Origin of the sequence: Galactobacter valiniphilus (assembly GCF_003575975.1) — a bacterium.
GTDB classification, from domain to species: Bacteria; Actinomycetota; Actinomycetes; order Actinomycetales; family Micrococcaceae; genus Galactobacter; species Galactobacter valiniphilus.
Genome location: NZ_QQXK01000006.1, coordinates 15,676 through 36,194, shown reverse-complemented (window position 1 = coordinate 36,194; position 20,519 = coordinate 15,676). Strand labels below are relative to the sequence as shown.

The window sequence follows — 20,519 nt, the reverse complement described above, 5'->3', positions numbered from 1 at the left end:
TATCAGAGGATGCCGAGGTAGCGGTTCAGCTCGAAGGGGCTCACGTCGTGGCGGTACGCGTCCCACTCGTCCGCCTTGTTGCGCAGGAAGGCGTCGAAGACCTGCTCGCCGAGGATCTCGGCGATGAGCTCGGAGTTCTCCATGGCGCGGATCGCGTCGTGCAACGAGCCGGGCAGCGGGTCGTGGCCGAGGGCGCGGCGCTCGGCCGTGGTGAGGCTCCAGACATCGTCCTCGGCGGCCGGGCCGAGCTCGTAGCCCTCGCGGATGCCCTTGAGGCCGGCGCCCAACACCACGGCGTAGGCCAGGTACGGGTTGCAGGCGGAGTCGATGCCGCGGTACTCCACGCGGGCGCTCTGACCCTTGTCGGGCTTGTAGAGCGGCACGCGGACCAAGGCGGAGCGGTTGTTGTGGCCCCAGGAGACGTGGCTCGGGGCCTCGCCGTCGCCCCACATGCGCTTGTAGGAGTTCACGAACTGGTTCGTGACGGCCGTGAACTCGGGGGCGTGCTTGAGGATGCCGGCGATGAACTGGCGCGCCGTCTGCGAGAGCTGGTATTCCTGGCCGGCCTCGAAGAAGGCGTTGCGATCGCCCTCGAAGAGCGAGAAGTGCGTATGCATGCCGGAGCCCGGGTGCTGGGCGAAGGGCTTGGGCATGAAGGTCGCGTAGATGCCCTGCTGCAGGGCGACCTCCTTGACCACGGTGCGGAAGGTCATGAGGTTATCCGCCGTGGTGAGCGCGTCCGCGTAGCGCAGGTCGATCTCGTTCTGGCCCGGGCCGTTCTCGTGGTGGCTGAACTCCACCGAGACGCCCACGGCCTCCAGCATCATGACCGCTTGGCGGCGGAAGTCCTGGCCCACGCCGCCCGGGACGTGGTCGAAGTAGCCGCCGTGGTCAACGGGGCGCGGCTGGCCATCGGCCCCGAGCTCCTCGGACTTCAGGAGGTAAAACTCCACCTCCGGGTGCGTGTAGGCCGTGAAGCCCATGTCGGCGGCGACCTCGAGCTGGCGGCGCAGCACGTTGCGCGGGTCGGCGGTGGCGGGCTCGCCGTCCGGCGTCAGGATGTCGCAGAACATGCGGCTCGTCGGCTCGACCTCGCCGCGCCAGGGCAGGATCTGGAAGGTGGACGGGTCCGGACGCAGCAGCATGTCCGCCTCGGAGATGCGCGAGAGGCCCTCGATGGCGGAGCCGTCGAAGCCAAGCCCCTCGGAGAAGGCCCCCTCCACCTCGGCCGGGGCCAGGGCGATCGACTTGAGCGACCCTGCCACGTCCGTGAACCACAGGCGGACGAATCGAACGTCGCGCTCCTCGATGGTGCGCAGGACGAACTCTTGCTGACGATCCATGCCTCTCCCGCCTTGTTCTGCTGAAGATGTTGATGCTGTGCACGCCCGCGGATGGGCGCGTTTCTCACTCTATCCGGCGCCGCACAGTGAACCGGCCCAGAAGTCGCACTTCCGGGCCAGCGTTCACCGCGACGAAACAAAGCGCCGGTCTCAGGACTCCTCGTCCTCGTCCCAGGCCTCGTTGTTGGCCTTGACCTTCGCCAGCGCCGCCTCGGCGTCGGCGCGCGTGGCGTAGGGGCCGATGAGCTGCGTCCAGTCGGACTGCGGGCCCACCTCCACCTCGTGGGTGTTGACGTTGTACCAGTAGTTGCCCTCGTTGGCGTCCAAGTTGGCGTCCATGCCCGTAGCTCCCCTGCTCGTACCGATGTGTTCCTTCGCGCCCAGCCTAGCCAGCCCCGCGCCCGAAGGAAGGGCCCCGCGCCAACCGGCGCGGCGCCGTCGTGCCCTGGTCAGAGCCCTAAGGGGGCCAAGGAGCCCACGTCCCCTAGAATCGAGGGCATGTCCGTCGTCACCGCCGCTCGCGGCCCGCTCACCGCGGGAGCGCTCTCACGGCCCCGCCCCGTCCCATCCTCCATCGCCCGCCCCGAGTACGTGGGCAAGCCGGGCCCCACGCCCTTCACGGGCTCCGAGGTCAAGGACGCCGACACCCAGCGCCGCATCCGCGCCGCCTCGGCGCTCGCGGCGGACGCCCTCCAGGCCGTCGGCGCGGCCATCGCCCCCGGCGTCACGACCGACGAGCTGGATGCGATCGGCCACCAGTACCTCATCGAGCGCGGCGCCTATCCCTCCACCCTGGGCTACCGCGGCTTCCCCAAGTCGCTGTGCACCTCGCTCAACGAGGTCATCTGCCACGGCATCCCGGACAGCACCGTCATCCAGGACGGCGACATCGTCAACATCGACATCACCGCTTACCTCGACGGCGTGCACGGCGACACCAACGCGACCTTCCTGGCCGGCGACGTCTCCGAACCGGCCCGCGCGCTCGTGGAGCACACCCGCGAGGCCCTGCGCCGCGCCATCCGCGCCGTGAAGCCGGGCCGCGAGATCAACGTCATCGGCCGCACGATCGAGGTCTACGCCAAGCGCCACGGCCTCGGCGTGGTCCGCGATTTCACCGGCCACGGGGTCGGCGAGGCCTTTCACACTGGCCTCATCGTTCCGCACTACGACGCCGCGCCCGGCTACGCTGACGTGATCGAGCCCGGCATGGTGTTTACTATCGAGCCGATGCTCACGCTCGGCGGCATCGACTGGGAGCTCTGGGAGGACGGCTGGACGGCCGTCACGAAGGACGCCTCCCTCACCGCCCAGTTTGAGCACACCCTCCTCGTCAACGACGACGGGGCGGAGATCCTCACCCTTCCCAGCACCGCGCTCTGACGCGGTCGGATCCCGTTCCCGAAAGGACAGCACACCCCCATGGCGCAGCAGGCACACCGTTTTGGCATCGGCATCGACATCGGTGGCACCGGTATCAAGGGCGGCATCGTCGACTTGAAGAAGGGCAAGCTCGTGGGTGAGCGCTTCCGCATCCCCACGCCGCAGCCCGCCACCCCCGAGGCCGTCGCCGCGGTCGTGGCCGAGGTGGTCGCCGAGCTCGACTCCCGCGAGGACGCCCCGGCCCTCGACTCCCCGGTCGGCGTGACCTTCCCGTCCATCGTCGTGGACGGCGTCACGCTCTCCGCCGCCAACGTGGACAAGAGCTGGATCGGCACCAACGCCGACGCGCTCTTCACCCGCGTCCTCGGCCGCCCCGTTCACCTCATGAACGACGCCGACGCGGCCGGCCTCGCCGAGGCGCGCTTCGGCGCGGGCAAGGACACCCCCGGCGTGGTCCTGACCATCACCCTCGGCACCGGCATCGGCTCGGCCATGGTCAACGACGGCCGCCTGGTTCCCAACACGGAGCTGGGCCACCTCGAGATGAACGGCACGGACGCCGAGTCGCAGGCCTCCGCTTCGGCCCGCGAGCGCCTCGAGCTGGACTGGGATCAGTACGCGCAGCGCCTGCAGCAGTACTTCTCCCACGTGGAGTTCCTCTTCTCCCCGCGCCTGTTCATCGTGGGCGGTGGCATCTCCAAGCGCAGCGAGGACTTCCTGCCGCAGCTGAAGCTCAAGACGCCGATCATCCCGGCCAAGCTCAAGAACAACGCGGGCATCGTGGGCGCGGCGCTCCAGGCCGGCGTGCAGGAGAAGGCGGCTGCCAAGGCGGCCAAGCACGACGCCGCCGAGGAGCCGGCCGAGGCGTAGCCCTCGGGTTCCGCTGGGAGCCGGTCGACCGCCGTCGGGCAGAAAAAACCGGCGGCGGTCCGGGCTTCCCCTCCCGGGCCGCCGCCGGAGGCGGTGGGGTCCTGCTGTGTGGGCCGGCCAGTGGCCGGCCCTTCTTCATGCCCGACGGCGGGTGGTGCCGTCAGCGGGCGAGCGTCGGTGACGTCCGCCGGGCGTGGGAGCCGCTGGCTCCCTGTACGCCCGGCGCGCCCAGTGCACTCAGCGCGCCGTGAGCGGGCGCTGACGCGGGGCCGCGTCCTCGTGATCCTCGCGCAGGGTCTCGATGGCCCGCTCGAAGTCCTCGAGGGTCTCGAAGTCCTGGTAGACGCTCGCAAAGCGAAGGTAGGCCACCTGGTCCAGGCGGCGCAAGGGGGCGAGGATCGCCAGGCCAACGCGGTGCGCGTCGACCTCGGCCGCGCCGTCGCCGCGGATCGTCTCCTCGACCTCCTGGGCCAGCATCGCCAGATCGTCGTCGGAGACGGGCCGGCCCTGGCAGGCCTTGCGCACGCCGTTGATGATCTTGGCGCGGGAGAACGGCTCGGCCACGCCGGAGCGCTTGAGCACGGAGAGGCTCGCGGTCTCCAGGGTCGTGAAGCGGCGGGAGCACGCGCTGCACTGGCGCCGGCGGCGAATCGCCAGGCCGTCATCGCTCACACGGGAATCCACCACGCGGGAGTCGGGATTGCGGCAGTACGGGCAGAACACGCTCTCGCGCTCCTTTGCACTCTCGGGTCTTCTGGGCCGTCGCCCTGAGCCGGACGACGCGGCGGACCCCCGCTCGCGCGGCGGGTCCGCCCCCAAATTTACACGGTGCGACGCACGTCCACGGCGTCTCCGTGGGCCGGGAGGTCCTCGGCGTCCGAGAGCACGCGCACGTGCTTGGCCACCCCCGCGAGGCCCTCGCGCCCGTAACGGATCTCCTGCACGGCCTTCAGGAAGGTCGTGGTGTTCAGGCCGGAGGCGTGCGTGCCGGTCCCGAGCGTGGGCAGCACGTGGTTGGACCCGGCGGAGTAGTCGCCCAGCGAGACGGGCGAGTACTCCCCCACGAACACGGCGCCGGCGTTGACGATCCTCGCAGCGACGGCGTCCGGGTCGGCGGTGTGGATCTCCAGGTGCTCGGCCGCGTAGAGATTGGCGGCGCGGATCGCGGTGTCCAGATCGGCGACGAGCAGGATGCCGGACTGCTCTCCGGTGAGGGCTGTGCGCACGCGCTCGCTGTGCTTGGTCGCGGCGACCTGGCGCTCCAGCGGGCCGCGCACGGCATCGACCAGCTCGGCCGAATCCGTGATGAGGAAGGCCGCGGCGTCCGGGTCGTGCTCGGCCTGGGAGATGAGGTCGGCGGCGACGAACTCGGGGTTCGCGCCGGCGTCGGCGATGATGGCGATCTCGGTGGGCCCGGCCTCCGCGTCGATGCCCACGATGCCCTTGAGCAGGCCCTTGGCCGTGGCGACAAACTTGTTGCCCGGGCCCGTGACGAGCTGCACCGGCTCGAGGGCCTGCGGCAGGCCGGCCTCGGCGTCGGCCTCGAGGCCGTAGGCGAAGGCAGCGATGGCCTGCGCGCCGCCCATGGCGTAGACCTCGGTGACGCCCAGCAGTTCGGCGGCGGCGAGGATCGTGGGGTGCGGCAGGCCGGAGCCGTCGCGGGCCGGCGGCGAGGCGAGGGCAACGGAGCTCACGCCGGCCTCCTGGGCCGGGACCACGTTCATCACCACGGAGGAGGGGTACACGGCGAGGCCGCCCGGCACGTAGAGGCCAACGCGGCTCACGGGCACCCAGCGCATCGTGACGGAGGCGTCCGGGCCGAACTCGCTCGTCACGTCCTGCGGGCGGTGGGCGGCAGCAAAGGCACGCGCGCGGGCGATCGAGGCCTCGAGGGCCTCGCGGATGCTGGGCTCCAGCGTGGCCAGGGCCTCGGTCATGGCCTCCTGCGGCACGCGCAACAGCGGCGGGCGGGAACCATCGAAGCGCTCGGAGAACTCCTGGACCGCGGCGGCGCCGCGCTGCTTCACCTCGGCGAGGATGGCCTCGACCGCCTCGCGCGGGCCGGCGCCATCGCCCTGATGCAGGCGCGGCAGGGCGTCGCGCAACTCGCGATCGCTCGGCTGGCTCGCGGAGAAGTCGGTGACGGACAGGATGCTCGGGGCTTGCTCACTCACTCCCCCAGTTTAGGCGCGCGCACGCCCCGTTCCCGGCCCGTGTGACGGGCGGGAGCGGGGCGTGCGGTGGCACCCCGGCGCGCGGCGGCCTCAGTTGTCGAGGCAGCTGGGGCCGAGCAGCACCTTGAGGTCGCCGAACAGGGCCGGGTTGGGGTTCACGCGGAACGCCCCGCCCAGGCGCATGACCTCCGTGGAGTGCGTGCCGAGCAGCTTCACACGCACCTCGGACTGACCGTGATGGGCGCGCAGCACGTCGCCGAGCTTGCGGATGACGTCCTCGGTCGCCTTGTGCGTCGGCAGGCTCAGCGTCACGGGCCCCGAGGTGCCGTCCTCCACGATGTCCGGGATGCGCAGCTCCTGCGCCGACAGCGAGATGGAACCGTCGTCGCGGCGCTGCACGCGCCCCTTGACGACCACAATCAGGTCCTCGGCGAGCACCGTGGCGATGGGCTGGTAGGCCTGCCCGAAGAACATGACCTCCATGGAACCGGAGAGGTCCTCGATCTCGCACTTGGCGTACGGGTTGCCGGAGGACTTGGCCACGCGGCGCTGCAGGCCGGAGATCATGCCGGCGATCGTGACCGAGTGGCCGTCCTGCGGACCGTCCTCGGCGATGACGCGGTTCACCGGCATGTCCGCCTGCGAAGCCAGGAGATCATCGAGACCCTTGAGCGGGTGATCGGAGACGTAGAGGCCGAGCATCTCGCGCTCGAAGCCCAGCTTGTCCTTCTTGTCCCACTCCGGCAGATCCGGCACCTCGACCTCGAGGGCGCTCGAGAGCGAGTCGTCCCCGGCGGCGGAGAAGAGGTCGAACTGGTTCGCCGCCTCGTTGCGCTTGAGGCCGACGGCGGCGTCCACCGCCTCCTCGTGGATGCGCAGGAGCGAACGGCGCGTGGCGCCGAGGGAGTCGAAGGCGCCGGCCTTGATGAGCGACTCGATGGTGCGCTTGTTGCACACCACGGCCGGGACCTTGTCGAGGAAGTCGGAGAAGGACTCGAAGCGGCCCTTCTCGTTGCGGGCGCCCACGAGGGCGTCCACGACGTTGGCGCCGACGTTGCGGATGGCGCCCATGCCGAAGCGGATGTCGCGGCCGACCGGGGTGAAGGTCAGGTCGGACTCGTTGACGTCGGGGGCCAGCACCTCGATGCCCATGTGGCGACACTCGTTCAGGTACAGCGCCGACTTGTCCTTGTCGTCGCCCACCGAGGTCAGCAGGGCCGCCATGTACTCGGCCGGGTAGTGCGCCTTGAAGTAGGCGGTCCAGTAGGAGACCAGTCCGTACGCGGCCGAGTGGGCCTTGTTGAACGCGTAGTCGGAGAACGGGAGCAGGATGTCCCAAAGCGCCTTGATGGCGGCCTCGGAGAAGCCGCGATCGATCATGCCCTGGTGGAAGCCGGCGTACTGCTTGTCCAGCTCCGACTTCTTCTTCTTGCCCATGGCGCGGCGCAGCAGGTCGGCCTGGCCGAGCGAGTAGCCGGCCACCTTCTGCGCGATGGCCATGACCTGCTCCTGATACACGATCAGGCCGAAGGTCGTGTCGAGGATGTCCGCGAGCGGCTCGGCCAGCTCGGGGTGGATCGGCGTCTTCTCCTGCAGATCGTTCTTGCGCAGGGCGTAGTTGGTGTGCGAGTCCGCGCCCATGGGACCCGGGCGATACAGCGCGATGACGGCCGAGATGTCTTCGAAGTTATCCGGGCGCATGAGGCGCAGCAGCGAGCGCATGGGCCCGCCGTCGAGCTGGAACACGCCCAGGGTGTCGCCGCGCGCGAGCAGCTTGTACGCCTCGGCGTCGTCGACGGCCAGGCGCTCGAGGTCGATCTCGTCGCCCGTGTTCTTCTTGATGTTCTCGAGGGCGTCGGAAATGATCGTCAGGTTGCGCAGGCCCAGGAAGTCCATCTTGATCAGGCCGAGGGACTCGCAGATGGGGTAGTCCCACTGCGTGATGACCTGGCCGTCCTGGATGCGGCGCATGATCGGCACGACGTCGATGATCGGGTCCGAGGACATGATCACGCCCGCCGCGTGCACGCCCCACTGGCGCTTGAGGCCCTCGAGGCCCAGCGCCGTGTCGAAGACCTTGCGGGCGTCGGGATCGGTGCCGAGCAGTTCGCGGAAGTCGCCGGCCTCGCCGTAGCGCTTGGCCTCCGGATTCTCGATGTCGGCCAGCGCGATGTCCTTGGCCATGATGGCCGGAGGCAGGGCCTTGGTCAGCTGTTCGCCCATGGAGAAGGGGAAGCCGAGCACGCGCGAGGAGTCCTTGAGCGCCTGCTTGGTCTTGATGGAGCCGTACGTGACGATCATCGAGACCTTGTCGGCCCCGTACTTCTCGGTCACGTAGTGGATGGTCTCGGCGCGGCGACGATCATCGAAGTCGACGTCGAAGTCGGGCATGGAGATGCGCTCTGGGTTGAGGAAGCGCTCGAAGATCAGGCCGTGCTCGAGCGGATCGAGGTCGGTGATGCGCATGGCGTAGGCCACCATGGAACCTGCGCCAGAACCGCGGCCGGGGCCCACGCGCACGCCGTGGTCCTTGGACCAGTTGATGAAGTCGGCCACGACGAGGAAGTAGCCGGGGAAGCCCATCTTGATGATGATGTCGAGCTCGTAGTCTGCCTGCTTGCGCGAAGCCTCCGGGACGCCGTCCGGGTAGCGGTAGTGCAGCCCCTTGTCGACCTCCTTGATGATCCAGGAGGTCTCGTCCTCGCCCTCGGGCGTGGGGAACTTGGGCATGTACTTGCCGATGGTCTGATCGAAGTCCACCTCGCAGCGCTCGGCGATGAGCAGTGTGTTATCGCACGCCTCGGGCAGATCGCGGAAGAGCTCGCGCATCTCGCGCGGGGACTTCAGGTAGTAGCCGGTGCCGGAGAAGGCGAAGCGGCTGCCGCCCTGGTCGTAGCTGGGCTCCAGCAGCGTGGAGCCGGACTGGATGGCGAGCAGCGCCTCGTGGGCCTTGGCGTCGTGCTCGTGGGTGTAGTGCAGATCGTTGGTCGCCACGAGCGGGATCTTGAGCTGCTTCGAGAGACGCAGCAGGTCCTGGCGGACCCGGTTCTCGATGTCGAGACCGTGGTCCATCAGCTCGCAGAAGTAGTTCTCCTTGCCGAAGATGTCCTGGTACTCGGCCGCCGCTCGCACCGCCTCGTCGTACTGACCCAGGCGCAGGCGCGTCTGCACCTCGCCCGAGGGGCAGCCGGTCGTGGCGATGAGGCCCTTGGAGTTCTGGGAGATGAGCTCGCGGTCGAAGCGCGGCCACTTGCCGAACACCGAGTCGAGCGAGGCAACGGAGGCCGCGCGGGTCAGGTTCTGCCAGCCCTCGTTGTTCGAGGCCCACATCGTCATGTGGGTGTAGGCGCCGCCACCGGAGACGTCGTCGCTGCGCTGGTGCTCCTCGCCCCAGCGCACGCGGGTCTTGTCGCCGCGCGCCGTGCCCGGGGTGACATAGGCCTCGATGCCGAGGATGGGCCGGATCCCGGCCCCCTTGGCCTTGTTCCAGAAGTCGAAGGCACCGAAGAGGTATCCGTGGTCCGTGATGGCCATGGAATCCATGCCGAGGCGATGGGCCTCGGCGAAGAGATCGCTGACGCGCGCGGCGCCGTCGAGCATGGAGTACTCGGTATGGGTGTGAAGGTGGACGAATCCGTCATCAAGGCTGCCTGGCACCGCTCCATCCTAGTGCGAGGAGCCGACGCCACGCCCACCCGGCGCGGGCGGCTCCGCTAGCCGCGCAACAGCTCGAGCGAGGAGATCAGATCGTTCGGGTACGGCGCCTCGACCTCCACGCGCCCGCCGCGCACCGGGTGATCAAAGCCCAGCCGGTAGGCGTGCAGCCACTGGCGTGTCAGCCCCAGCTCGGCGGCGACCTTGGGGTCGGCGCCGTACTGCTGATCGCCCACGAGGGCGTGGTGCAGGGCCGAGAAGTGCACGCGAATCTGGTGGGTGCGGCCCGTCTCCAGGTGCACCTCCACAAGGCTCGCGCGGCCGAAGGCCTCGAGCACCTCGTAGTGCGTCACGGCGTGGCGGCCGTCCTCCACCACGGCAAAGCGCCAGCTGGCCCCCGGGTGGCGGCCGATGGGCGCATCGATGGTGCCCTTGAGCGGCTCGGGCAGGCCCTGGACCACTGCGTGGTAGACCTTCGTGGGCGTGCGGTCGTGGAAGGCCTGCTTGAGGCCGGAGTAGGCGCGCTCGGACTTGGCCACGGCCATGGCGCCGGAGGTGCCCACATCGAGGCGGTGGACGATGCCCTGACGCTCGGCGGCGCCGGAGGTGGAGATCGACACGCCCTGGGCCACGAGCTGGCCGGACACGGTGGGGCCCGTCCAGCCAGGCGAGGGGTGCGCCGCGACGCCGACCGGCTTGTCGATGACGATGAGATGCTCGTCCTCGTAGAGGACCGGAAGGTCGATCATGTGCTCCTCCGTGAAGCTCGTGGGGGCCGGCACGCGCACGACGACGCTCGCGCCGGCCCGCGGGCGGGCGGACTTGGCAGCGGTGCGGCCGTCGACGCTCACGCGCCCCTCCGCGATCCACGCGGCGGCCACGGCCCGCGACACCTCGGCGGCCTGCGCCACGATCGCGTCGACCCGGGCGGAGCCGTCGATCTGCTCCGGGTCGAGCGAGAGCTCGCTCTCCTGGGCGCTCATGCCTCAGTAGCCGGTCGCTCGTCGTCGGAAGCGGTGACGCGCGGGCCGCCGGTGACCGGGACCCCGGTCCACAGCAGCAGCACCACGGAGATGACGGAGCAGACGATGAGCGAGTCGGCGATGTTGAAGATCGCGAAGTTGCCGACGGAGATGAAGTCGACGACGTGGCCCATGCCGTTGCCCGGCGGCTGGAAGAGGCGATCGGTCAGATTGCCCATGGTGCCGGCGAAGAGGCCGCCGAGGGCCAGCGCCCAGAGGCGGGACCGCACGCGCGGGAGGAAGACCAGCACGCCGACGGCCACGATGGCCATGAAGATCGTGAACACCCAGGTGTAGCCCTCGCCCATGGAGAAGGCGGCGCCCGAGTTACGAATCGAGTACCAGCGCAGCACCCCGGGGATGATCTCGATCCGCTCGAGGAGTTCCATGCGCGTCACCACGAGGTACTTCGTGAACTGGTCGAGCCCGTAGCCGATGACCGCCACGATCGCGGCGAGCAGGGCGACCCGGCCAAAGCTCGCCGGAGCGTGAGCGGTGGAGGGGGGCGGCGTGGCGCTCATACGGGGGTGTCCTTCTGTTGCGCGTGGGGAGGGCGGCAGGGAACGGGTGGGGGCCTGGTCCGGGAGCTGGGCTGGACCAGACACAGACGACGGCGCCATCGCACCTGGTGCGATGGCGCCGTCGTCGTGAGCGGTGCCCGGCGGATGCCGGGACGGGCTCAGTTGGCCGAGGAGGACTCGTCGCCGATCATCGCGGCGGACTCGAGATCCTTCAGCTGGCCCTGGATGTAGGTGCGCAGACGCGAGCGGTAATCGCGCTCGAAGCCACGCAGCTTCTCGATCTGGGTCTCCAGGCCGGACTTCTGACGCTCGAGCTCGGCCAGCGTCTTGCGCTTGGTCTCCTCGGCGTCCTGGGTCGTCTTGCGAGCGGCGGCCTCGGCCTCGGACACGAGGCCGGCGGCCTTGTCCTGGGCCTCGCCCACCAGGCGATCGCGCTCGGTGGCGCCGGCGGTGACGTACTCGTCGTGCAGCTTCTGGGCCATCGCGAGGACGCCGGCGGCGTTCTCGGCCGAGGAAGCGGCCGGGGCGGCAGCGGCGGCCGGAGCGACGGGAGCGGAGACGACGGGGGCGGCGACCGGGGCGGGCTCCGCGACGGGCGCGGCTTCCTTGACCTCGGGCTCCTCGGCCTTCGGCTCCTCGGCGGCGGCCTCGGGCACGGCGGCAACGGGGGCCGGAACCGGCTCGGCGGCCTGGACGGGCTTGCCGGCCTGGCAATCCGCCAGCTGCACGCGCAGCTCGTCGTTCTCCTTGTTCAGGCGACGAAGTTCTTCGACAACCTCATCCAGGAAGTCGTCAACCTCGTCCTGGTCGTAGCCCTCGCGAAACTTGGTTGGCTGGAATCGCTTGTTGACTACATCATCTGGCGTCAGAGCCATCGGGGTCACCTCGATAGTTGGATACGTTGGTCGATGCCGCGGGAAGCGACACCGTAACGGTTGGACGTTGGGGCCTTGCTAGCTGCCCCCGCGCCCGATGCCACTCAAGCCGACTATATAACGGGCCCGTGACCTTTCGTGCACCTGCGGGGGAAATCTCGCTGGCTGCTACAGGTTTTGTCCGATGCTCAACACGATGCGTTGAAGGATCGAGACGACAAAGAAAACAACGATGAAGGAGAGGTCAAGGCGCATCCCGCCGAGGTTCAGCGGCGGGATGATCCGGCGGACCCACTTCAGCGGCGGATCCGTGGTGCGGTAGACCGTCGACGCGAAGACCAAAGCCGCACCCTGGGGCCGCCAGGAGCGGGCGAAGAGCTGCACGAAGTCCACCACGATGCGTGCCATCAGCAGCAACATAATCACCGTGAGCAGGAAGTACACCAGACCCAGAATGGCGCCCGTGGTTGACATCGTGAAGGGTTCCTCAGCTCTGGTTGAAGAAGGCGGACTGCTCGTCCCCGGCCAGGTCCTCGCCGAGGATCTCGACGCCTGCGGGGGTGAGAAGGAACACCTTATTGGTGACGCGCTCGATGTTGCCGCGCAGGGCAAAAACGAGCCCGGCGGAGAAATCGACGAGGCGCTTGGCCTCCGATTCGCCCATGTCCGTCACGTTCATGATGACGGGGATGCCGTCACGGAAGCTCTCACCGATGGTCTTGGCATCGTTGTAAGAGCGCGGGTGAACCGTGGTGATCTGACGCAACTGGGTGTCCTCTTCAGGTGCAGCGGCGGCGCGCTTGATGGGGGTGACGGGCGCCCGGAATTCGGTCACCGTCTCCTCGGCCGGTTCCGGAGCCGGTTCGGGCGCCGGGGCGAGACGCGGGGCCGGTGCGGCCTGCGCCTCGGGAGCCGCCTGGCGGGGGGCCGGGTCCGGCTGGACCTGGGCATGCTCCGCCTGCGGCGCCTCTTCACCCTCGGCCAGGCCGAGGTAGATCATGGTCTTGCGGAGTGCTCCAGCCATGGCTGTCTCCTTTTCCCCTCTACAGGTGTGCACGTCACGGTGCTGACGCGACCGCGCACCTCGACGCTACAACAGGCTCGCGCGGCGTCCCAGCACATCCGAGCCGATCCGCAGGCGTGTCGCGCCCGCCGCCACGGCGGCCTCGAGGTCCCCGCTCATGCCCGCCGAGAGCTCTCGCGCCTCGGGGTGATCGCTGCGCAGCCGCTCGGAGAGCGCCGCGAGGCGTTCGAAGGCCGGGCGCGGGTCCTCGCCCAGCGGCGCCACGGCCATGAGGCCGCGCAGGCGCAGGGCCGGGCTGTTGGCCACGAGCTCCGCCAGCCCCGCCAGCTCCTGGGGCCGGGCCCCTCCGCGCGGGGCATGCGGATCCTCGCTCAGGGAGTCCTCGCCTCGCAGGTCCACCTGCAGGTAGATCCCCGTCGGTTCGGCGCCCGTGTCCGTCTCGGCGCGGCGGGCGGCGGCCTTGGCCAGCGCCGTCACGAGGCCCGCGCGGTCCACGCTGTGCACCTCGCTCGCGAAGCGCAGCACGCGGGCCGCCTTGTTGCTCTGCAACTGCCCGATGAAGTGCCAGCGCGGGGTGGCGCCGTGTTCCGCGGCGAGCACGGCCTTGGGGCCCGCCTCCTGCTCGCGGTTCTCCCCCACCTCCCGCACGCCGAGCCCGTGCAGGGCCACGACATCGGAGGCGGGGAAGAACTTGGTCACGACGATCAGTTCCGGCTCCACCGACCGGCCGGCCGCGGCGGTGGCGAGCGCGATGCGTTCGCGGACGGCGCTCAGATTCTGGCTCAATTCCTGCACACGCTCCGCGGTGGCGGGCGTGAAGACCTCTTCGGTCACTTCGCTTCTTCCTCGGCCGGTTCCGCGTCCAGTGGGGACGCCTGATCCGACGCACAATCGTCGTCGACCCAGAGGAGGGTCGCGTTGCGGGGGGCACTGTCCCCTCCACGGTAGGAGAACCAGGCCCGATCCTCCAAGGTGCAGGCGTGGCTCGCGTGCACCAGGACGCCGGCCCGCCGCAAGATGCTCGCCGCGGCGCCGGGCAGGTCGAGGGAGGGCGTGTCCCAGCTCGTGCGGGCGGAGATGCCCGGCACACGGGTCTCGGCGTCGGCGCGCATGGCCTCCGGCACCTCGTAGCAGCGCCCGCAGATGGCGGGGCCGATCCAGGCCTCCAGCTCCCCGGCACCCTGCTCGGTCAGCGCGCCGAGGGTCGCTTCGAGCACGCCCGCCAACAGGCCGGGTCGCCCGGCGTGGGCCACGGCCAACACGGTCCGCTCCCCCGCGCGCCCGGCGAGGGCCACCGGCACGCAATCGGCGGTGAGGACCACGGGGGCCAGCCCGCCGTCCGCGTCCAGCAGGGCGTCGACCTCGGGCACCTCCGCGCCGGGGGCCGGCGCGGAGGCCACTCGCGCCGAGTGCACCTGGCTCATGTAGGAGAGCCGCTGGGGACCCACGCCCAGTTCGGACGCGAGCCGGGCCCTCGCTGCGCGCACCTGCTCCGGTTCCAGGCCGGTGTGGGAGGCCTGGTTCCCCTCGGCGCGGCCGCTGAAGGCGACGCGCACGCGCGGATGCTTCTCGAAGCGCTCGATCCTCATAGCGTGAGCCTTTCATACCGGCGGCCCGGGTCAGCGAACGACGACGGGCGACCGGTTGGGCGGGGCCGCCCGGGGGGCGGGCGGAACGACGGCGCCCCACGCACCGCGGGGTGCGTGGGGCGCCGTCGAAGGACATGGCTGGCTGGGACTACTTCAGGAAGTCGGGGACGTCCAGCTCGTCGTTGCCGCGGGGCAGCTCGGGCTCCACGAGCTCGGGGAGCTCGTCGACCTCGTCCGCCAGGGTGGCGGGGAGGGCCGGGCCGGGCTGGGCCACCGGGACGGTGCCGGGAACGATCGGCACGGTGCCGGGGACCTGGGCGGGGATGGTGCCGGGCACGGTCTGCGCCGGGAGCGACGCGGGGACCTCGGCGGCGCGCGGAGCGGCCGGCTTGGAGGTCATGTCCACGTTGTCGAAGCCGGCGGCGATGACCGTCACGCGCACCTCGTCACCCAGGGCGTCGTCGATGACGGCACCGAAGATGATGTTGGCCTCGGGGTGAGCCACCTCCTGGACGAGGCGGGCCGCCTCGTTGATCTCGAAGAGGCCGAGGTCGCTGCCGCCCTGGATGGAGAGCAGCACGCCGTGGGCGCCGTCGATGGAGGCCTCGAGCAGGGGCGAGGCGATCGCCAGCTCGGCGGCCTGGACCGCACGGTCCTCGCCGCGGGCCGAGCCGATGCCCATGAGCGCGGAGCCAGCGCCCTGCATGACGGACTTGACGTCGGCGAAGTCGAGGTTGATCAGGCCAGGGGTGGTGATCAGGTCGGTGATGCCCTGGACGCCGGAGAGCAGGACCTGGTCGGCCGAGCGGAAGGCGTCGAGCATCGAGACGTTGCGGTCCGAGATGGAGAGCAGGCGATCGTTCGGGATGACGATGAGGGTGTCGACCTCGTCGCGCAGCGCGTCGATGCCGGACTCGGCCGAGTTGGCGCGGCGGCGGCCCTCGAAGGTGAAGGGACGGGTCACGACGCCGATCGTCAGAGCGCCGAGCGAACGGGCGATGCGGGCCACGACGGGCGCGCCGCCCGTGCCCGTGCCGCCGCCCTCGCCGGCCGTCACGAAGACCATGTCGGCCCCCTTGAGGACCTCCTCGATCTCTTCGGCGTGGTCCTCGGCGGCCTGGCGGCCCACCTCGGGGTTCGCGCCGGCGCCCAGGCCGCGGGTGAGCTCGCGGCCCACGTCGAGCTTGACGTCGGCATCGGACATCAGCAGGGCCTGCGCGTCAGTATTGATCGCGATGAATTCCACGCCGCGAAGGCCAACCTCGATCATCCGGTTGACGGCGTTCACGCCGCCGCCGCCGATGCCGACGACCTTGATGACGGCGAGGTAGTTCTGAGGAGCTGCCACGTCTTGCGTCCCTTGTTCGATGTCCACGAAGAACCGTGAAGGCGAGCCGAGTGGCGCCTCCGACCGAAACCTTGACCCTCTACTTGAGGGTTGGTCTCAAGTCAAGTTCCGTCCTTGCTTCTGAAGTTAACCGTGCCGCAGGCCCCAGCGGTATCGCATCGGGCGGCGTGTCGAGCATTCGATCCACCGATTGCCCGGATTCTGGCCTCGCGGGGCCCTACTTGCTCAGCGGCGTGCGCGGAGTGGACACGTCGATGACCTTGTCCTTCAGGTTTTTGTCCTTCAGCATCGCCGCGAGCACCTTCGCCTTGAGCTCGCCCTCCGAGGCATCGCCCCACACCACGGTGCGCTTGTCGCCGAGCGAGAAGGTCACCGTGTCAACCGAGGAGGCCTCCGCCGTCTCCAGCTGGCCCAGCACCGCGGCCGGGAGCTGCGCGAGCGCGTGCACCACGGTGTCGAAGATCCGGCCGTCCGGGTCCTTGGCGTCCAGCTTGACGAGGGGGAGCTGGCGGTCGGTGCGCTTGCTCAGCGTCTTGAGCTTGGCGCCGTTGTCTCCCACCAGTACAAAGCCCTCGCCGGCGGCCATGACGGCCACCTCACGATGCTCGAGCACCGTGACCTTGAGCCCGCTCGGGCCGTCCAGGCCGAGGCGGATGTCGGAGATCGCCGGTTCCGAGGAGAGCGCCTCCCGCACGCCGTCCGAGGTGACCCGCGCGAGCGGCATCCCCACGTAGTCCTTCAGGAGCGCCTGCACCTTGGCCTCGTCGGCCAGGCGGGTGCCGGAGATCGTGATGGTCCGGACCGAGAGCAGGGGCGTCAGGTACAGCACCGCCAGCAGGGCCGCGACCATGAGCACCCCGATCCCCGCCGCGATCCAGCCACGCAGGCGGCGCCTCCGGGGCGGACGCGGCATCTGCAGGACGCCGCCGCCCGTCTCGGGAGCGCCCACCCGCTGGCCGGAACCGCTCATCGCGGCTCAACCCCCGCGAGCGCAGCAACGATGAGCGGCCCCTGGGCCGTCACGTCGCCGGCGCCGACGGTCATGATGACGTCACCGGGCGCGGCCTCGGCGGCGACGGCGGCGGCGGCCGCTTCGGCCTGCACGACGGCGTGGGGTGCGCTCACGCTCTGCGCCACGAGTTCGCTCGTGACGCCGGGCAGTGGTTCCTCGCGGGCCGGGTAGATCGGCAGCATCCACACGCGGTCGGCGGCGGAGAGCGCCTCGCCGAACTCGCGGGCGAAGTCGCGGGTGCGGGAGAAGAGGTGGGGCTGGAAGAGCACGTGGACGCGCCCCTCCCCCGCCACATCGCGGGCCGCGCGCAGCGCGGCGGCCACCTCCGTGGGGTGATGCGCGTAGTCGTCGTACACGCGCACGCCGGCCGCCTCGCCGCGGAACTCGAAGCGGCGGGCAGCACCGGCGAAGGCCGCCAGACCCGTCAGGGCGGCCTCGGGGTCAAGCCCGAGCTCCAGGCCCACGGCGTAGGCGGCGGCGGCGTTGAGCAGATTGTGGTCGCCCGGAACGCGCAGGGTCAGGGTGCGCGCGTCGCCGTCCGGCCCCGTGAGCTGGGCCGTGGAGCCGAGCCCGCTGTGGGACGCGGCCGAGAGCCGGTACGTGGAGCCCTCGCCGAAGCCGTAGGTGACCACGCGGGAGCCGGGCGCCGCGGCCAGGCGGCCGCGCGCGGTGGCGGCCGCGCCGTCGTCGTCCCCACACGCCACGAGTAGCCCGTCCTGCGGAAGCAGGGCCGCGTAGTCGTCGAAGGCCGCATGCACGGCCTCGGCCGTGCCGTAGTGGTCGAGGTGATCGGCCTCCACGTTGGTCACCACGGCGATGCGCGGGCGGTAGTTCAGGAACGAACCGTCCGATTCGTCGGCCTCGGCCACGAAGGCCGGCCCGGAGCCGAGCTCGGCGTTGGTGCCCAGCTGCGGCAGGGCCGCGCCGATCGCGAAGGTGGGGTCCGCGCCCGCCTCGCGCAGCATGAGGGCGATCATGGAGCTCGTGGTGGTCTTGCCGTGGGTTCCTGCCACCGTGATGCCCGTGCGGCCCTCCATGAGCGCAGCGAGCGCCTCGGAGCGGTGCAGGATCGTGAGGCCCTTGGCGCGCGCCGCCTCGAGCTCCGGATTGCCGTCCTTGATGACGGAGGAGAGCACCAGAGTGTCCGCGCCCTCGATGTGGGCGGCGTCGAAGCCCACGTGCACGCGGGCGCCGGCCGCCTCCAGCTCGCGCAGGACCGGCAGGTCCTTCGCGTCGGTGCCGGAGACGCTGAGCCCATCGGCCAGCAGCAGGCGGGCGACGGCCGAGACGCCCACCCCGGCGATGCCCAGCAGGTGGACGTGTCCCAAGGACTGTGTCGAGGCGCTCACGCGCGCTCTCCCTTCCGGGCCGAGGCGATGATCAGCTCGGCCATCTTCTGCGCGGCATCGCGCACGCCGTGAGCGCGCGCTGCCGCCTCCATCCCCGCCAACCGGGCGGGATCGGTGATGAGGGGCAGCGCCTCCTCGAGGATCCACGCCGCGCTCAGCTGCGCGTCGTCGACCATGAGGGCACCACCGGCGGCCACGAGCGGCGCGCCGTTCAGGCGCTGCTCGCCGTTGCCGATGGGCAGCGGGACCAGGATCGAGGGAAGGCCCACGGCCGCCAGCTCGCACACCGTGCCGGCACCCGAGCGGCACAGCACGAGGTCGGCCGCGGCGTAGGCGCGCTCCATGCCGTCCACGTACTCCACCTGCGTGTAGCCGGGGGCCGTGAAGGGGGTCCCGTCCTCGCCGAGCAGCGCCTTGCCGCGGCCCGTGACGTGCAGGATCTGCACGCCGGCGGCGCCGAGGGCCGGGGCGGCGCCGAGCACCGCGCGGTTGAGCGAGGCGGCGCCGAGCGAGCCGCCCGTCACGAGCAGCACCGGCCCCTCCGGCTGCAGGCCGAAGTCGGCGCGGGCCTGCGGGCGCAGGGCGGCGCGGTCGAGCCGCGCGATCCCAGCCCGCATGGGCATGCCAACGAGCCGCGCGCCGGGAAGGCCCGTGCCCTCGAAGGCCGTGCCCACGACGGCGGCGTGCTTGGCTCCCACGCGGTTGGCCAGGCCGGCCCGCGCGTTGGCCTCGTGCACCACGATGGGGATGCCGGCCTTGCGGGCCGCCGCGTACACGGGCGTGGAGACGTAACCGCCCACGCCCACGACGACGTCGGCGCCGACCTCCTCGAGGATGGCCCGCGAGGCGCGCACCGAGCGGGGGTAGCGCACGGGGAAGCGCAGCGCGTCCAGATCGGGGCGGCGCGGCATGGGCACGCGCTCGATGAGGCGCAGCTCGTAGCCGGCCGCGGGAACGAGCCTGGACTCGAGCCCCTCGGCGGTGCCGATCACGGTGATCCGCGCCTCGGGCGCGGCCTGACGCACGGCATCGGCCATCGCGAGCAGGGGCGAGACGTGCCCGGCGGTGCCGCCTCCGGCCAACACGACGGAGAGCAACTGGCTCATGGGGTCCTTCCGATACTCGGTGCGGCCTCATCCTCCGAGGCCGGCAGCCCGTGCCGAATCTGGTCGCGGGCGAAGTTCAAGACGAGCCCCACCCCGCACAGGGCGGTCAGGAGGGCCGAACCACCATACGAGATGAAGGGCAAAGGCACGCCGATCACCGGCAGCAAGCCGGTCACCATGCCCATGTTGACGAAGGCCTGGCCAATGATCCAGGCGATGACGCCCGCCGTGGCCACGCGCACGAAGATGCTGCGGCTGCGGTGGGCGATGCGGTACATGCTCACGGCCATGACCAGGAAGAGCGCCACGATGGCCAGGGAGCCGATCAGGCCCAGCTCCTCGCCGATGATGGAGAGGATGAAGTCGTTCTGCGCCTCGGGGACGTAGCTCCACTTGAGGCGGGACTGGCCGAGGCCCACGCCGAACCAGCCGCCCGAGGCCAGGGCGTATCGGCCCTGCAGGGCCTGCAGGCCCGTGCCCTGCGCGTCGATCTCGCCGCCCGTGAGCGAGGCCCACCACTCGGTGATGCGACCCATGCGGTTGCCGCTCGTGATGGCCATGAAGAGGATCCCGGCCACGCCGGCCACGAGCACCACGCCGAAGATGATCCGCGGCGCCCCGGAGACCCAGAGCATCACCGCCAGGATCAGCGCGAGGATGATGACCGTGCCGAGGTCGTGTTCCAGGACCACGAGGCCAAGGATCGCTGCGCCGCCCGGGAAGACGACAGGGATGAGCGCGTGCTTCCAGTCGCCGATCAGCCTGCGCTTCTGGCCGAGCACCGTGGCGGCCCACAGGATGAGGGCAAACTTAGCGAACTCCGAGGGCTGGATGCTGATCGGCCCGATCTCGATCCAGTTCTTGTTGCCAAGCACCTCCTTGCCGATGAACAGCACGAGGATGAGCAGGGCACCGGAGACCATGAGCGCCGACCAGGCGAGCTTGCGCAGCCAGCGCGTGGGCATGGCCATGATGACGAACATGCCCACGAGGCCGATCAGGCCAAACACCGACTGCTTGAGGAACAGGACGAAGGGGTCCTGATTCTTCGAGACAAACTCCACGGCGGAGCTGGAGAGCACCATGACCATGCCGAAGCAGGTCAGGATGACGGCGCTCAGGATCAGCAGGTACTGCGCCGTGCGGATGCCCTGGGCATCCGTCGACTCGATCCGTTCCCACTGGCGCAGGATCCAGCCCTTGCGGGGGGCGCCTGCGCCGGCGGCCTCGATCTTCGTGCGTGCCACGC

Annotated in this window: 19 protein-coding genes; 2 read left to right on the top strand and 17 right to left on the bottom strand. The window is 70.4% G+C overall.

The genetic code is table 11. From position 1 onward, the window contains the following. Positions 1-2: 2 nt before the first annotated feature. The gene (gene glnA / locus DWB68_RS04135; RefSeq protein ID WP_119423883.1) at positions 3-1,343 is read right to left on the bottom strand and encodes a type I glutamate--ammonia ligase; all 1,341 of its coding nucleotides are present in this window, start codon (positions 1,341-1,343) and stop codon (positions 3-5) included. A 150-nt stretch (positions 1,344-1,493) separates the two neighbouring features. Beyond that, positions 1,494-1,682, bottom strand: coding sequence for an SPOR domain-containing protein (locus tag DWB68_RS04130; protein WP_119423882.1), 189 nt, complete (start codon positions 1,680-1,682; stop codon positions 1,494-1,496). A 159-nt stretch (positions 1,683-1,841) separates the two neighbouring features. Between DWB68_RS04130 and map the strand changes: the two genes are divergently transcribed. Then, entirely contained in the window at positions 1,842-2,726 is an 885-nt protein-coding gene (map, locus tag DWB68_RS04125) for a type I methionyl aminopeptidase (protein ID WP_119423881.1), read from the top strand. Positions 2,727-2,765: 39 nt separating this feature from the next. Continuing rightward, positions 2,766-3,596 carry a polyphosphate--glucose phosphotransferase gene (ppgK, locus tag DWB68_RS04120; protein ID WP_119423880.1) on the top strand — a complete coding sequence of 277 codons (831 nt, stop codon included), beginning with the start codon at positions 2,766-2,768 and terminating at the stop codon, positions 3,594-3,596. A 237-nt stretch (positions 3,597-3,833) separates the two neighbouring features. Here the strand turns inward: ppgK and nrdR are convergent, their stop codons facing one another. From nrdR to ftsW, 15 genes are all read right to left on the bottom strand, one after another. Next, positions 3,834-4,319, bottom strand: coding sequence for a transcriptional regulator NrdR (gene nrdR, locus DWB68_RS04115; protein ID WP_119423879.1), 486 nt, complete (start codon positions 4,317-4,319; stop codon positions 3,834-3,836). A gap of 98 nt (positions 4,320-4,417) precedes the next feature. Continuing rightward, the gene (hisD, locus tag DWB68_RS04110; protein ID WP_119423878.1) at positions 4,418-5,770 is read right to left on the bottom strand and encodes a histidinol dehydrogenase; all 1,353 of its coding nucleotides are present in this window, start codon (positions 5,768-5,770) and stop codon (positions 4,418-4,420) included. 90 nt (positions 5,771-5,860) lie between these two features. Next, positions 5,861-9,427, bottom strand: a complete 3,567-nt coding sequence (gene dnaE / locus DWB68_RS04105) for a DNA polymerase III subunit alpha (protein ID WP_119423877.1) — start codon at positions 9,425-9,427, stop codon at positions 5,861-5,863. Between the two features lie 56 nt (positions 9,428-9,483). Beyond that, positions 9,484-10,407, bottom strand: a complete 924-nt coding sequence (locus DWB68_RS04100; RefSeq protein WP_119423876.1) for an RluA family pseudouridine synthase — start codon at positions 10,405-10,407, stop codon at positions 9,484-9,486. After that, entirely contained in the window at positions 10,404-10,967 is a 564-nt protein-coding gene (gene lspA, locus DWB68_RS04095; protein WP_119423875.1) for a signal peptidase II, read from the bottom strand. Before lspA ends, DWB68_RS04100 begins: the two co-directional genes overlap by 4 nt. Positions 10,968-11,125: 158 nt before the next feature. Beyond that, positions 11,126-11,842 (bottom strand): DivIVA domain-containing protein, encoded by a 717-nt coding sequence (locus DWB68_RS04090; RefSeq protein ID WP_119423874.1) that lies wholly within the window; start codon positions 11,840-11,842, stop codon positions 11,126-11,128. Positions 11,843-12,010: 168 nt separating this feature from the next. Continuing rightward, the gene (locus DWB68_RS04085; RefSeq protein ID WP_119423873.1) at positions 12,011-12,316 is read right to left on the bottom strand and encodes a YggT family protein; all 306 of its coding nucleotides are present in this window, start codon (positions 12,314-12,316) and stop codon (positions 12,011-12,013) included. Between the two features lie 13 nt (positions 12,317-12,329). Further along, positions 12,330-12,866, bottom strand: a complete 537-nt coding sequence (locus DWB68_RS04080; RefSeq protein WP_119423872.1) for a cell division protein SepF — start codon at positions 12,864-12,866, stop codon at positions 12,330-12,332. Between the two features lie 66 nt (positions 12,867-12,932). Further along, positions 12,933-13,700, bottom strand: a complete 768-nt coding sequence (locus DWB68_RS04075; RefSeq protein ID WP_119423871.1) for a YggS family pyridoxal phosphate-dependent enzyme — start codon at positions 13,698-13,700, stop codon at positions 12,933-12,935. Then, positions 13,697-14,455 (bottom strand): polyphenol oxidase family protein, encoded by a 759-nt coding sequence (locus DWB68_RS04070; protein ID WP_119423870.1) that lies wholly within the window; start codon positions 14,453-14,455, stop codon positions 13,697-13,699. Before DWB68_RS04070 ends, DWB68_RS04075 begins: the two co-directional genes overlap by 4 nt. 148 nt (positions 14,456-14,603) lie before the next feature. Further along, positions 14,604-15,803 carry a cell division protein FtsZ gene (gene ftsZ, locus DWB68_RS04065; RefSeq protein ID WP_119423869.1) on the bottom strand — a complete coding sequence of 400 codons (1,200 nt, stop codon included), beginning with the start codon at positions 15,801-15,803 and terminating at the stop codon, positions 14,604-14,606. 217 nt (positions 15,804-16,020) lie between these two features. Beyond that, positions 16,021-16,773, bottom strand: coding sequence for a cell division protein FtsQ/DivIB (locus tag DWB68_RS04060; protein ID WP_119423868.1), 753 nt, complete (start codon positions 16,771-16,773; stop codon positions 16,021-16,023). Next, complete coding sequence (gene murC / locus DWB68_RS16565; RefSeq protein WP_233548608.1) at positions 16,770-18,164, bottom strand: UDP-N-acetylmuramate--L-alanine ligase; 1,395 nt, start codon at positions 18,162-18,164, stop codon at positions 16,770-16,772. The genes DWB68_RS04060 and murC overlap by 4 nt, the downstream gene beginning before the upstream one ends. Further along, positions 18,161-19,270: an undecaprenyldiphospho-muramoylpentapeptide beta-N-acetylglucosaminyltransferase gene (gene murG / locus DWB68_RS16560; protein ID WP_233548607.1), complete on the bottom strand. Its 1,110-nt coding sequence runs from the start codon at positions 19,268-19,270 to the stop codon at positions 18,161-18,163. Before murG ends, murC begins: the two co-directional genes overlap by 4 nt. After that, positions 19,267-20,517, bottom strand: coding sequence for a putative lipid II flippase FtsW (gene ftsW / locus DWB68_RS04050; RefSeq protein ID WP_119423867.1), 1,251 nt, complete (start codon positions 20,515-20,517; stop codon positions 19,267-19,269). Before ftsW ends, murG begins: the two co-directional genes overlap by 4 nt. Positions 20,518-20,519 lie beyond the last annotated feature (2 nt).

What these genes read in the sequence shown, in the direction of transcription:
- DWB68_RS04090 (WP_119423874.1), bottom strand. Translation starts at nt 11,842, where the DNA reads ATGGCTCTGACGCCAGATGATGTAGTCAACAAGCGATTCCAGCCAACC.
- murG (WP_233548607.1), bottom strand. Translation starts at nt 19,270, where the DNA reads ATGAGCCAGTTGCTCTCCGTCGTGTTGGCCGGAGGCGGCACCGCCGGG.
- DWB68_RS04070 (WP_119423870.1), bottom strand. Translation starts at nt 14,455, where the DNA reads ATGAGGATCGAGCGCTTCGAGAAGCATCCGCGCGTGCGCGTCGCCTTC.
- glnA (WP_119423883.1), bottom strand. Translation starts at nt 1,343, where the DNA reads ATGGATCGTCAGCAAGAGTTCGTCCTGCGCACCATCGAGGAGCGCGAC.
- DWB68_RS04080 (WP_119423872.1), bottom strand. Translation starts at nt 12,866, where the DNA reads ATGGCTGGAGCACTCCGCAAGACCATGATCTACCTCGGCCTGGCCGAG.
- map (WP_119423881.1), top strand. Translation starts at nt 1,842, where the DNA reads ATGTCCGTCGTCACCGCCGCTCGCGGCCCGCTCACCGCGGGAGCGCTC.
- DWB68_RS04085 (WP_119423873.1), bottom strand. Translation starts at nt 12,316, where the DNA reads ATGTCAACCACGGGCGCCATTCTGGGTCTGGTGTACTTCCTGCTCACG.
- lspA (WP_119423875.1), bottom strand. Translation starts at nt 10,967, where the DNA reads ATGAGCGCCACGCCGCCCCCCTCCACCGCTCACGCTCCGGCGAGCTTT.
- DWB68_RS04130 (WP_119423882.1), bottom strand. Translation starts at nt 1,682, where the DNA reads ATGGACGCCAACTTGGACGCCAACGAGGGCAACTACTGGTACAACGTC.
- ppgK (WP_119423880.1), top strand. Translation starts at nt 2,766, where the DNA reads ATGGCGCAGCAGGCACACCGTTTTGGCATCGGCATCGACATCGGTGGC.
- DWB68_RS04100 (WP_119423876.1), bottom strand. Translation starts at nt 10,407, where the DNA reads ATGAGCGCCCAGGAGAGCGAGCTCTCGCTCGACCCGGAGCAGATCGAC.
- DWB68_RS04060 (WP_119423868.1), bottom strand. Translation starts at nt 16,773, where the DNA reads ATGAGCGGTTCCGGCCAGCGGGTGGGCGCTCCCGAGACGGGCGGCGGC.